This is a genomic window from Pollutimonas bauzanensis, from assembly GCF_040393045.1.
GTDB lineage: Bacteria > Pseudomonadota > Gammaproteobacteria > Burkholderiales > Burkholderiaceae_B > Pollutimonas > Pollutimonas bauzanensis_A.
In genome coordinates, this window is sequence record NZ_JBEBUX010000118.1 from 1 (window position 1) to 12,335 (window position 12,335).

Annotated in this window: 14 protein-coding genes; 10 read left to right on the forward strand and 4 right to left on the reverse strand. The window is 56.7% G+C overall.

Features of this window, described 5'->3' with window-relative positions:
• The first annotated feature begins 176 nt into the window (after positions 1 to 176).
• The 8 genes from mpl (at position 177) to ABWO67_RS15745 (ending at position 8,659) form a co-directional block, all read left to right on the forward strand.
• Positions 177 to 1,544, forward strand: coding sequence for a UDP-N-acetylmuramate:L-alanyl-gamma-D-glutamyl-meso-diaminopimelate ligase (mpl, locus tag ABWO67_RS15710; RefSeq protein WP_353153181.1), 1,368 nt, complete (start codon positions 177 to 179; stop codon positions 1,542 to 1,544).
• A gap of 10 nt (positions 1,545 to 1,554) precedes the next feature.
• Positions 1,555 to 2,148 (forward strand): YqiA/YcfP family alpha/beta fold hydrolase, encoded by a 594-nt coding sequence (locus ABWO67_RS15715; RefSeq protein ID WP_353153183.1) that lies wholly within the window; start codon positions 1,555 to 1,557, stop codon positions 2,146 to 2,148.
• Between the two features lie 48 nt (positions 2,149 to 2,196).
• The gene (locus tag ABWO67_RS15720; RefSeq protein ID WP_353153185.1) at positions 2,197 to 4,083 is read left to right on the forward strand and encodes a ribonuclease catalytic domain-containing protein; all 1,887 of its coding nucleotides are present in this window, start codon (positions 2,197 to 2,199) and stop codon (positions 4,081 to 4,083) included.
• A gap of 24 nt (positions 4,084 to 4,107) precedes the next feature.
• Positions 4,108 to 4,989, forward strand: a complete 882-nt coding sequence (locus tag ABWO67_RS15725) for a TonB family protein (protein WP_353153187.1) — start codon at positions 4,108 to 4,110, stop codon at positions 4,987 to 4,989.
• Positions 4,986 to 5,840: a shikimate dehydrogenase gene (gene aroE, locus ABWO67_RS15730; protein ID WP_353153189.1), complete on the forward strand. Its 855-nt coding sequence runs from the start codon at positions 4,986 to 4,988 to the stop codon at positions 5,838 to 5,840. The genes ABWO67_RS15725 and aroE overlap by 4 nt, the downstream gene beginning before the upstream one ends.
• Positions 5,809 to 6,564 carry a monofunctional biosynthetic peptidoglycan transglycosylase gene (gene mtgA, locus ABWO67_RS15735; protein WP_502930031.1) on the forward strand — a complete coding sequence of 252 codons (756 nt, stop codon included), beginning with the start codon at positions 5,809 to 5,811 and terminating at the stop codon, positions 6,562 to 6,564. The genes aroE and mtgA overlap by 32 nt, the downstream gene beginning before the upstream one ends.
• An 83-nt stretch (positions 6,565 to 6,647) precedes the next feature.
• Positions 6,648 to 7,826, forward strand: a complete 1,179-nt coding sequence (gene lptG, locus ABWO67_RS15740; protein ID WP_353153193.1) for an LPS export ABC transporter permease LptG — start codon at positions 6,648 to 6,650, stop codon at positions 7,824 to 7,826.
• A gap of 5 nt (positions 7,827 to 7,831) precedes the next feature.
• On the forward strand, positions 7,832 to 8,659 hold the full coding sequence (locus ABWO67_RS15745) for a symmetrical bis(5'-nucleosyl)-tetraphosphatase (RefSeq protein ID WP_353153204.1): 828 nt from the start codon (positions 7,832 to 7,834) through the stop codon (positions 8,657 to 8,659).
• On the opposite strand, the gene ABWO67_RS15750 is transcribed toward ABWO67_RS15745, so the two are convergent.
• The 4 genes from ABWO67_RS15750 to ABWO67_RS15765 are packed head-to-tail and all read right to left on the reverse strand — an operon-like array spanning position 8,656 to position 10,665.
• Positions 8,656 to 9,426: a lysophospholipid acyltransferase family protein gene (locus tag ABWO67_RS15750; protein WP_502930032.1), complete on the reverse strand. Its 771-nt coding sequence runs from the start codon at positions 9,424 to 9,426 to the stop codon at positions 8,656 to 8,658. The two genes, ABWO67_RS15745 and ABWO67_RS15750, sit on opposite strands and share 4 nt — an antisense overlap.
• 29 nt (positions 9,427 to 9,455) lie before the next feature.
• Positions 9,456 to 9,866, reverse strand: coding sequence for a Holliday junction resolvase RuvX (ruvX, locus tag ABWO67_RS15755; RefSeq protein ID WP_353153195.1), 411 nt, complete (start codon positions 9,864 to 9,866; stop codon positions 9,456 to 9,458).
• Positions 9,859 to 10,452, reverse strand: coding sequence for a YqgE/AlgH family protein (locus ABWO67_RS15760; protein ID WP_353153197.1), 594 nt, complete (start codon positions 10,450 to 10,452; stop codon positions 9,859 to 9,861). Before ABWO67_RS15760 ends, ruvX begins: the two co-directional genes overlap by 8 nt.
• A gap of 48 nt (positions 10,453 to 10,500) precedes the next feature.
• Positions 10,501 to 10,665 carry a rubredoxin gene (locus ABWO67_RS15765; RefSeq protein WP_073102607.1) on the reverse strand — a complete coding sequence of 55 codons (165 nt, stop codon included), beginning with the start codon at positions 10,663 to 10,665 and terminating at the stop codon, positions 10,501 to 10,503.
• A gap of 127 nt (positions 10,666 to 10,792) precedes the next feature.
• Here ABWO67_RS15765 and thiD point away from each other — a divergent pair, with 127 nt between their 5' ends.
• Positions 10,793 to 11,611, forward strand: coding sequence for a bifunctional hydroxymethylpyrimidine kinase/phosphomethylpyrimidine kinase (gene thiD / locus ABWO67_RS15770; RefSeq protein WP_353153200.1), 819 nt, complete (start codon positions 10,793 to 10,795; stop codon positions 11,609 to 11,611).
• Positions 11,608 to 12,258 (forward strand): thiamine phosphate synthase, encoded by a 651-nt coding sequence (gene thiE, locus ABWO67_RS15775; protein ID WP_353153202.1) that lies wholly within the window; start codon positions 11,608 to 11,610, stop codon positions 12,256 to 12,258. Before thiD ends, thiE begins: the two co-directional genes overlap by 4 nt.
• Positions 12,259 to 12,335 lie beyond the last annotated feature (77 nt).

Sequence of the window (12,335 nt, forward strand, 5' to 3'; positions counted from 1 at the left end):
GGCGCCAGCCGTTGTCAGAGCCGCATGGCGGAGGAAATCTCGCCGTTTCATAGTATCGAATCCAGAAAAAACATTAAGCGGTTTCATGATAGCACCAGGCGTACCGCGCAACGCCCGCCACGATCGGGCTGCCTTGACGGTGCTCAACTGACTACAATAAGCACCGGAGGATAAAAATGCATTTACACATTCTGGGCATCTGCGGCACATTTATGGGCGGTCTGGCACTTATCGCGCGAGCGGCGGGGCATACCGTAACGGGCTGCGACGCCGGGGTTTACCCCCCGATGAGCACCCAGCTCGAAGAGCAAGGCATACGTCTGATCGAAGGCTTCGACGCCTCTCAGACCGACCTGAAACCCGACCTGTTCATTATCGGCAATGTGGTCACACGCGGCAACCCGCTCATGGAAGCCATACTTGACCAAGGCCTGCGTTACACGTCCGGCCCCCAGTGGCTGGGCGAAGAAATACTGCAAGGGCAACATGTACTGGCCGTCGCCGGCACACACGGGAAAACCACCACCAGTTCAATGCTGGCATGGATACTGGAACACGCCGGCCTGGCGCCCAACTTCCTGATCGGCGGCATCGCCACCGACCTGAAGGTCTCTGCGCGCTACCAATCCGGCCAGAAGCAGTTTGTTATAGAGGCCGATGAATATGACACGGCATTTTTCGACAAACGCTCGAAATTTGTCCATTACCGGCCACGTACAGCCATATTGAACAACCTCGAGTTCGATCATGCCGATATCTTTTCTGATCTTACGGCTATCGAGACGCAATTTCACCATCTGGTCCGCACCATCCCTTCGCAAGGCCGCATTGTTCGTCCCGCCAATTGCGAGTCGCTTGACCGCGTACTGGCACGCGGGTGCTGGTCAACAGTGCAGACATTTGGCGAACAAGGACAATGGCAGGCACACCCTGGCGAACATGCCTCGCATTTCGATGTCATACATAACGGCGCCTTGGCCGGAACGGTAACCTGGGACCTTACCGGCGCGCACAACCGTATGAATGCCTTGGCAGCGCTCGCCGCTGCTGACCATGTCGGCGTTTCTGTCCAGGCCGGACTGGAAGCGTTGTCGGCCTTTGGCGGTGTCAAGCGGCGCATGGAGCTAAGGGGAACCGTCCGCGACATCAAGGTTTATGACGATTTCGCGCACCACCCCACTGCCATTGCCACCACCTTGCAAGGCTTGCGTAAACAGCTGGGAAGCCAGCAACGTATTCTGGCTGTCATAGAACCCCGCTCCAACACCATGAAGCTGGGCGTGATGGCTGCACGCCTGCCCGATGCCCTGAAAGAGGCCGACCTGACATTCTGCTTTGGCGCGTCCGCCGGCAAGCATGCGCTAGGCTGGAACCCGCAAGTCATACTGGCGCCGCTTGGCGAAAGCGCCTCATCCTATGACGACCTGGATAAACTGGTCGACGCCATAAGCTTGTCAGCCCGGCCTGGCGACTCTATCCTCATCATGAGCAATGGCAGCTTCGGCGGCATACATCAGAAGCTGATCGACCGTTTACAACCTTGAAGGCCGCACCATGATCCTATATCTGCACGGTTTCCGCTCGTCGCCCATGTCAAGCAAGGCCGCCCTGATGGCACAGGCCATGCACGAGCGGGGCCTGGCTGACCAATGGGTGTGCCCGCAACTGCCGGCCAGCCCGCAACGGTCCATTGCGCTGGCCAACTACCTTATCGAACAGGCCATACGCGATCACGGCCTACAGCCGGAACGCGATCTTGCCATTATCGGCTCATCGCTGGGCGGTTATTACGCCACCTGCCTGGCAGAACGCTGGAAATGCCGGGCCGTCGTCCTTAACCCGGCTGTCTACGCCGCGCGCGACCTGGCGACACAGGTAGGCGAACACACGCTGTATCATTCGAACGAGCCATTCATTTTCTTGCCCGAATATGTCGATGAGCTGGCCGAAATGGCGGTAGGCAAGCCAGCCCGGCCCGAACGCTATTATTTATTGGCAGCAAAAGGCGACGAAGTGCTCGACTGGCGGGAAATGGCAGACTGGTTTGCCGGCAGCCAGGGCCATATTATTGAAGGCGGCGACCACGGCCTGTCCGACTTCGATCGGTGGCTGCCCGAAGTGCTGGCATTCGCGCTCGAAGCCAGCTAATACCTCACACAAATCGATACGCCCTTGCGCGTATCCAGACGGAAAATTATGTACGTTCTTTACGAAGACAGCGGAAACTTCAAGGCAGAAAAGATTTTTTCGCAAAGCGACTCCACCATGCAGGTCGAGTCCGAATCCGGCAAGCGCAGCAAAATAAAGAACGCCAGCGTGTTGTTCAGCTTCGAGCAGCCCGCGCCTGCGGCTATGCTTGAGCAGGCGCGCGAGCTTGCCCAGACGCTGGAAATTGATTTCCTGTGGGAATGCGCACCCCAAGACGAATTCGACGCGGCCGCCTTTGCGCAGGAATACTTCGGCCATCCCCCAAGCGCAGTTGAAAAAGCGGGGCTGATTTTTGCCCTGAACAGCGCGCCAGCCTATTTCCATAGGCGCGGCAAAGGGCGTTACCGTCCTGCCCCACCCGACATCCTGGCTGCCGCCCTGGCCGCCATCGAAAAAAAGCAGAAACAGGCGGCCCAGCAGCAAGAATGGATCGAGCAGATGGTTGCCGGACAACTTCCGCAAGCCATTGCAGACGTGGCCAGCACCTTTCTTACCCGTCCAGACAAGAACACACTGCAATGGAAGGCATTTGAAGCCGCCGTCGAGCAATTGCGCACCAGCCCCGAAAAGCTGTTGCTTCAACTTGGCGCGTGGCCTCATGCGCTTGCCATACATCAGCACCGTTTCATGTCGGCAAACTTTCCCAAGGGGGCTGAATTTGCGCCGGTGCAAGTCGGCGAATACGGTGCCGACCTGCCCTTGGCGGATGTCGTGGCCTATTCTGTCGACGACACCAGCACCACTGAAGTCGACGATGCGCTATCGGTAGTGCCCCTGGGCGATGATCTGGTCCAAATTGGAATACACATCGCAGTCCCGGGACTGGCGGTTAAGCACGGCAACGAATTTGACGCCCTGGCCAGGGCACGGTTATCGACCGTTTATATTCCTGGCCTGAAAATCCCCATGCTGCCCAACGAACTTATCGCGACGTTTTCCCTGGACGCAGGTCAACCCAAGCCCGCCTTGTCGCTATACGTGAAAATCAACATCGTTACCGGTGAACTGGTTTCATCAGAAACGCGCCTGGAACGCATACAGGTCCGGGAAAACCTGCGTCACAATACGCTGGATGCCTTGGTAACCGAAGAAGCGCTGGCCGATCCGCAGTCCGACCTGCCCTACAGCGAATGGTTGCGACCGCTATGGGCTGTCGCTCAACATCTGTCGGCGCAGCGCGACATAGTGCGGGGCAAACCCGAAAACAATAACCGGGTCGAATACTCATTCGTCCTGGAAGGCCCTCACGACAATCCCGACACGCCGGTACAACTGGTGCCGCGCCGCCGCAATGCGCCGCTGGATCGTCTTGTGGCCGAGTACATGATACTGACCAATAGTATTTGGGGCGGATTACTGGCACAACACGGCGTACCAGGCATTTATCGGTCGCAGCAGATGGGGCGCGTCCGGATGTCCACACAGGCGCTACCCCACGAAGCGATAGGCGTACCGCAATATGCATGGTCCACATCGCCTTTGCGCCGCTACGTCGATCTGGTGAATCAGTGGCAATTGCTGGCCACCGTCGAACATGGCGTATCAGCAAGGCTGGTCGCTCCCTTCAAACCTAAAGATGCAGATTTATTTGCCGTTATCGGCGCCTTTGAATCGCAATACATGGTTTGGAACGATTACCAATCGGCCATGGAACGATATTGGTGCTTGCGCTGGCTGCAGCAACAAGAAATGCGTACCGTGCAGGCCAGCGTCTTGCGTGACGATCTGGTTCGCCTGAACTGCGCGCCTTTTGTCACACGCATCCCCGGCTTGCCGGAACTTGAACGCGGTCAAATCATTACCCTGGATATTCTGGGCTACGACGAACTGGCGCTTGAACTGGATTGCCGATTGCGAGAAACTGAACCCGCCTGATTCCCTTTTCCATCCTGGACAGCCATGTCTATGCTTTCCGCCTTACTGTTGCATGCGCGCACGCCGCGCAACGACTATTTGCGCATAGCGATAGTATTGTCGCTGGCAGTACATGCGGCCGTCCTGGCGATCCATTTTTCCAACCCGGCGCCGCCCAAGACCCAGGCCAGTACACTTGAGGTCACCCTGGTCAATGCCCGCAGCCCGGCTGCACCCCTGAACCCGAAACTGCTTGCCCAAAACCAACTCAATGGCGGCGGGCAAGCACAGGCCGGACAAGCCAGTTCCCCTTTGCCACGCACAGCAGCGGAATCGGCCAACGAATTGGTGCTGGCCGCCTTGCACAAACGACAGGCAGAGCTGGAAGCCGAACAGCTTCGTCTTTACACGCAACTGACCGCGCTGCAAAAAGTACGCCCGGAACGCGAGCAGCCAGACATTTCCGACGAATCAGACGATAGCGGCAGCGATACGATCAATCAGGAAAGCCTGGTGCTTAATGCGCAAATCAGCGCCCTGAAAGAACGCATAGCGCGTTACAACGCCCAGCCGCGCCGACAGTTTTCAGGCCCGTCGGCCAAAGCGGTGGATTACGCGGAATACGTAGAGGCCTGGCGCCAAAAAATTGAATTATTGGGTACTGAGCATTACCCCGACGAGGCACGAGGCAAAGTGTATGGCAGCCTGCAGCTGACTGTATACATACGCAAAGATGGCTCGCTGGAGCGTCTTGAAATCGATCGTCCGTCAAGCGAACCCATACTGAACCTGGCTGCCGCCCGCATCGTCCAATTGGCGGCGCCATTCGCACCGTTGCCGCCAGCCATTGCGAAAAACACCGATGTGTTCGCCATTACGCGGACATGGAATTTCTTGAATCAACAGTTGGAAACCACAACGCCGTGACCTGCGCCAGTCTTTCAAAACACTACGCCGTTATCGGCAACCCCATCGAGCATAGCCGCTCGCCCTTCATACACGAGCTTTTCGCGCAGCAAACCGGGCAGGCCTTGCGCTATGACAAAATCAAGGCGCCACTGGATGACTTCCCCGGGGTAGTAGCGGCCTTCTTTGCCGAAGGCGGTTGTGGCCTTAACGTCACAGTCCCCTTCAAAGAGGCCGCCTTTGTCCTGGCGCAGGCCCACCTGAGCGCCCGCGCCACACTGGCCGGCGCAGTCAATACGCTCTGGATGGAGCAGGGGCAACTGCATGGCTGCAACACCGATGGTCTGGGATTGCTGCACGATTTGGAACGCTTAGGCCATGCGCCTGCGAATAAGAAAATATTGCTGGTTGGTGCGGGCGGCGCAGCCCGTGGCGTAGTTTTCCCTCTGCTGGATGGCGGCTGCGCACAATTGCATATCGTCAATCGCACAGCACAACGCGCCCATCAACTGCATCAACATGTCATCAGCCATATGCCACCGTTGGCGTCCCGCCTTTCCGCCGGCGGCCTTGCCGATGCGGCAGGGTCGTGGGACATTGTCATCAATGCCACTTCCAGCAGCCTGGGCCAAACACCGCCCGACCTGCCCGCCGGGCTTTATGGCCCCCAAGCGCTGGCCTATGACATGGTTTATGGGCAGCAGCCTACCCCGTTCATGCAGCAGGCTGAAAAACAAGGCGCCCACGACACTGCCGACGGACTAGGCATGTTGGTTGGGCAAGCGGCCGCGAGCTTCGCCATATGGCACGGTGTGACTCCCAACGTCGAGCCTGTGCTGCATGCGCTGCGCCAGCATCTTCGCAGTGCCTAACCCCGTGCACACCAGAAGAATCAACAAAATCAAAGTGGCCGGCGTTGCTTTGCTGGTTGGTTTTGCCGCCCTATTGCTATACCAGTTCGGACTCTTCGTTATGGTGCTTTGGTTGAGCGTGCGCAATCCCGGCAGTAGCGCTTTCATGGACGCCACCTTGAACCACCTTAGGGGAATCGACCCCAAGGCGACCCTGAAATACCAATGGGTGCCCTACGACCACATCAGTAATTCGCTCAAGCGCGCAGTCATCGCCTCGGAAGATGCAAACTTCATCGACCACGAGGGCATAGAGTGGGACGCCATCCGCAAAGCCTGGGAATACAACCGGCGACAGAGCAGTAAAGGCAAAACCAAAATGCGCGGCGGTTCCACCATTACGCAGCAGCTGGCCAAGAACTTGTTTCTGTCGCAATCACGCAGCTACTGGCGCAAAGGGCAGGAGCTGGTACTGACCTACATGATAGAACTCGTCATGGACAAAAAACGCATACTGGAAATTTATCTGAACATTGCCCAATGGGGTAGCAATGTATTCGGTGCCCAGGCAGCCGCGCAGCACTATTACCGCACCTCCGCCGCCAAATTGACCCAATACCAGGCCGCTCGGCTGGCGACAATGCTTCCTAACCCGGTGTATTACGACAAAAACCGCAACAGCTCTTACCTGAACTCCCGTAGCAATACCATACAAAAACGCATGCGCCTGGTGGATATCCCCTAGCTGGGATGCACTTACCAACGTCCGCAAATGTTAAGCTTCTAGTTTCGTCCGCTACTTAATCGTTTCAGGTATCAAGCAATTCCATGCGCACCGCCCGCCGTTATCTTGCCAGCGAAATCTATCGCTCCAGCGCCGTAGTACTCATGGCGCTGATAGGGTTGTTTACGTTTTTCGCCCTCATCGAAGACCTGGACAACGTGGGCACCAAATTTACGCTGCTCAACCTGTTCTATATGCAAACCCTGGCGCTCCCCACTCGCTTGTACGACCTGTTGCCCATCGGGCTGTTGATAGGCGCCATACTCGCCCTGGCAGGTCTGGCTCAACGCAACGAGCTAGTCATTTTGCGGGTATCCGGCGTCAGCGGCATGAAGCTGCTGACCATGCTTTGGACCGTGACCATTCCATTGGTCTTTGGCGCGTTTTTACTTTCCGAAATCATCACCCCCGCTGCCGAAATCAAAACCAGCGAAGTCAGCCTGACACTGCTGGGCAGGTCCGGTGGAAGCCAGCTCAATAGCGGTTATTGGTTCAAAGAAACTGATAGCGAGGGCGAGTCACGAATTATCAATATCGCCCAACTCAAGGCCAACGGCGACGTGGAAGGCGTAACGCTATACGAATTTCATGAAGGGCAACAACTTGCCGCCTTTTCCCAGGCGAAGCAAGGCCACTTCTCCAAAGGCACGCTGGAACTGCACGACGTCACCCAGACACAAATCGATGCCAGTTCGGTGTCTGCCCTGGCGAACGCAACAAAACCCGACGAGCCGCTTACCCGAGTTCAAAACTTGCCCAACCGAGTGCTTCAAACCTCGCTCACTCCCGAACGCTTGATTGCCCGGGTCCTGACACCCGAACGAATGTCCATTCTGGACTTGCTGGACTACATCGACTACCTGAAAAGCAATCAACTGCAGACCGACCGCCAGGTCGTGGCGCTGTGGCGAAAAATGGCATACCCCTTTACCTTGCTGGTCATGATCACCATCGCCGCGCCGATCGGGTTTATGCAGACGCGCCGCGGCGGGGTAGGCAGCAAGGTATTTATTGGCATTTTGCTGGGCGTAGGCTTTTTCATGCTTAATCAATTAGCGCTAAATGTAGGCATGCTAAGCAACTGGGCGCCTTGGATAACAGCCCTGATTCCCAACCTGGGCGCGCTGGGCCTGGCTTTAGGGGCATTGATCTTGATGGAAAACCAGCATAACGTTCGCCGCTTCAATCAAAGCCGGTGGCCATGGAGCAAGGCAGCGGCATGAAGTCAATGGCTGATATCTGGATGATTGGAGACGTGCAGGGCTGCTACGGGTCATTGTGCGAACTACTGACCCACCCCGAAATCCATTCCAACCCCGACGCCCAATTCTGGTTCGCGGGCGATGTGGTTAATCGGGGGCCTAATTCGCTGAGCGCCCTGAAAACCGTTATGGCCTTGGGCGACCGGGCGGTGTCCGTGCTGGGCAATCACGACCTGCACCTGCTTGCAGTCGCCGCCGGGGTGCAAAAAATGACCAAGTCAGACACTCTGAGTGATATCCTGAACGCGCCTGACGCTCAGGAAATGATCGACTGGCTGCGGCACTGCCCGCTTGCCCACTACGATCACGGTCACTTGATGGTTCACGCCGGCGTGCTGTCCAAGTGGACCGTTGAAAAAACACTGGCCCTGGCCTCTGAAGTCGAAACAGCATTGCGCGGCCCGAACTGGAAAACAGCGCTGCAGAAAATGTACGGCAATGACCCCACGCAATGGAAAGACGATTTCCACGGCAGCAAACGCTTTCGTGTCATTATCAATGCCTTGACGCGCATGCGCATGTGCAATATCCAGGGTCATATGGAATTTTCCATGAAAGGCGCCCCCGTCACTGGCGGAACCCTGATGCCATGGTTTGATGTTCCCGACCGCGCCATTAAGAACGAGACTATCGTATTCGGGCATTGGTCGACGCTAGGCCTGATGATACGCCCCGACGCCATCTGCCTGGATACGGGCTGCGTATGGGGCAGGCAGCTAACCGCCCTGCGCCTGCATGACCACAAGCTGATTCAAGTTCCCTGCGTCGCCAGCCAAACCCCGCACAGCCACTAGGAACAGCGCGCGACTTCGCCAGCTTCACGCACAACGACTGCTTGCCGTATCACATGGTGCGCATGGGCCGCAACCGAGCTGCGCCCATGCTCCTCGCAAAATTCGCCATCCATGGCAGGCGGGAACTCAAGCTCTACTGCCACCCCTGTTGTTCCCAACAGACGCCATAAGTTCTGGAGCAAGCTTTGCTCGCCAACGAACGCGACATAATCACTGCGGCGGCCACGGTGAAAAAACCGCAAGGCAACAGGCTGGATATCGACATGCGAGCGTATTGCCGCATCGAAAAGACTAGAGTGGAATGGCCCCACATCAAGCCCCGAAGACGTTGTACCTTCGGGAAACAAACCAATTGCCCCACCCTCCTTGAAACGTGCTTGCATCTGGTGGCCTACCCTGCGCACAGCGTGGCGTTGACCGCGCTCGATGAAGACCGTTCCCGATCCGGCAACCAGCCAGCCGAGCAAGGGCCAATTGCGAATTTCACTTTTGGCGACAAAAGCGGTCGGCCGAACCGTATTTAGTACAAAAACATCGAGCCAGGAAACATGATTCGCCACCCAGAGCGCCGGACCCTGAAGGCGGGGTTCGCCCAAGACCCGGATACGTACCCCGCATAAGCACATCAAGACACGCGACCATTGTCTATTGATCGCCAATCGATAGGGTGAGGGAAAAAACCGAAAAATCGAAAGAACCAGCAATAAGCCGAGCAGCATCCAGATTACGACAAATACTGCACGCAACAAAAAAAGCACGACGTTCAAATTATTCTCTTGATAGGATACAAGGCGGCTTACAAAGTCAAGGACGGCGTCAGCGCGTCGAGATAGCGCTGCAGGATGACAGCAGCCGCTACCGCATCGTCGGGCGCATTCGAGCCCAGCAGTTCCTGCGCTTCCATACTGGAGCCATGCTCGTCGACGAGCGCTACCACCACCCCGAAACGTCCCTGCAATTGATTAGCAAAGCGGCGGCAGCGCAATGTTGCGTACTGTGTTTGCCCGCTGGTGGTCAGCGGCAAGCCGACCACCACCCTGTCGGGCTGCCAGGCAGCCAACACTCGAGCGATATCCGCAAAACGTTGGTCGCGCGTTACCGAGGTGATGATTTCCAGCGGTCGCGCCACCCGGGTCAACGTGTTGCCGATTGCCACACCGATTTTTTTTGTTCCGTAGTCGAACGCGATGAGGGTTTCTTCAGGCATGACCCGCGTCGCCTGCCAACATCAACGGATCGATTCCCAATTGGCCTAATGCGGCTTCGTAACGATTTTCGGAAGGAGTATTAAACAGAATATCGGTCGTTGCCGAGACATTGAGCCAGGCATTTTGCGACATTTCGCTTTCCAGCTGACCTGCCCCCCACCCTGCATACCCCAGCGTAATCAACAACATGGCAGGACCGCGCCCCTGCGCGACATCTTGCAGCACATCGCGCGAAGTGGTCAAAGCCACGTCGCCCAATTGGACGCTGGAACTGTACTCGCCAACAGGAGCATGCAGCACAAAGCCGCGGTCGGTTTGCACCGGACCGCCAAAGAACACGGGGGTATCCTGTACCGGCCCGATCTCAAGAGATAGGTCCAGGTCGATACGCTTTAGCAAATCGCCCACGGTGAGGTCGGTAGGCCGGTTGATAACCAGCCCCAACGCGCCATGCTCGGTATGCTCGCATACATAGATGACCGTATTGGCCAAATTGCCCGACACTTTGCCCGGCATGGCCACCAGAAGCTGCTGAGCCAAATTGGTGCTTGACTCAGCGTTGGCGCGGTTAACTGTTGAAACCATGAATCGCTCCCTTAGCCAAAATGCCAACACTGTACTGATTAGATAAGCTTACACCTCGATCAGTTCAAAATCTTCTTTACGCGCACCGCATTCTGGACAAACCCAGTTAGGGGGAACATCCTCCCATAGCGTGCCCGGAGCGATACCTTCTTCGGGAAGGCCCGCTTCTTCATCATAGATCCAACCACAAATCAAACACATCCATGTACGCATATTCTTAACTCACTGGAAATTTCACCCAAATCCCACGGATCCGGGATGCTTCTATTAGAATGGGGCTAATGTTACTAAACCCAATAGCAATACCTTGGTTATTCGCCAAAGATATTGCAATAATTATGTGATTATCAACGCTGTGCAAGCATCGACCCCACCATTAGTGCTTATTTTCGGCCCTTTCGACCCTAGCGGGTCGAGTAGCCTGCCTGCCGATGCAGTTACCTGTGCTGCCATGGGTTGCCATGCGCTCAGCACCCTGACGGCTATTCTCGTTCAAGATACTGCCAGCATTGAAGACGTCCAGCCCATAGCGCCCGAGCTTATCGACGACCAAGCCCGCTGCCTGCTCGAAGACATGAACGTCCAGGCGATTAAGGTCGGCCCACTTTATACAACGGAATCAGTAAGCGTGCTCGCCCAAATAGCGGCCGATTACACCCATGTCCCTCTGGTTCTGCACCTTGGACACTTGCCCGATGAATCGTTAATCGCAGATATCGACACCGAGGATGTGCAGGCTGCGCTCTTCGAATTGCTTCTGCCGCAAACCGACATCGTCGTGGCAAGCCACAATTTGCTGGAGCAATGGCAATCGCAAGGTGCATTTGCCGGCACAGACGCCGACACGCCCGCTCAAGCACTGTTGCACTTCGGCGCCAAATGGGTGCTGACCAGCGGCGCCCCGTTACGTCCAGGCCATGGCAGCTATTTGCTGCAAGGCCAGGATAACCATACCTCCAACTGGGCGTGGCAAGCGCCGCCAGTTCGTCTCAGTGATGCCGATGGCCCACTAGCCTGTGCCATTACAGCGCAACTGGCACGCGGTCTGGATATCCACGTAGCGGTCGAAACCGCCTTATCGCGCCTGCAAGCCCAGGGCGGCACGAATTCGTTTCAACCAGGCATGGGCCATCGCCTGATCAATCGGTCTACACCATGAACTCTTCCCTGCGTTTCCCTAAAGGTCTTTACGGCGTCACCCCTGAGTGGGACGACACCGACAAACTACTTGATGCCGTCAGCGCGGCAACAAACGGCGGCATGGTTGCACTGCAATGGCGCCGTAAAACGGCCACACCGGAAGGCGGCCTGGCGCAAGTGCGACGCCTGGCGGCGCATTGCCGCGGACTGGGAATCTTGTTTATTGTGAACGACGATTGGCGGCTGGCGGCCCTGATTGATGCAGACGGCGTGCATTTGGGACGGGACGACGGCAGCGTCGCTCAGGCCCGCCTTGCGCTGGGTTCTGAAAAGATCATAGGCTGTTCTTGCTACAACCAGCGGCAATTGGCGATCCAGGCGCTGAAAGATGACGTGGATTACATCGCTTTTGGCGCAATGTATCCGTCCAGTGTGAAGCCGGATGCGGTTCGCGCAACGCTGGAGGATGTCGAGCAGGGGCGGATGCTGGTGGAAAGCTCCCGGGCGCGACCTCGGGCGGCGGTTGTGGCGATTGGCGGAATTACGGCTGACAATGCGGGGCCTGTTGTGCATGCGGGGGCAGATAGCATTGCTTTGATCAGCGGGCTGTTTGAAAGTGATGATATCCGGGCGACGGCGGCTCGGTGTGCGGCGTTGTTTGCTTAGATCTGCCATAAGTATTGCTTCTTGATTCGCGTGTCCGGTTCTTAGCGTCAGTATTTCTTTCTTGATACGCGTGCCAG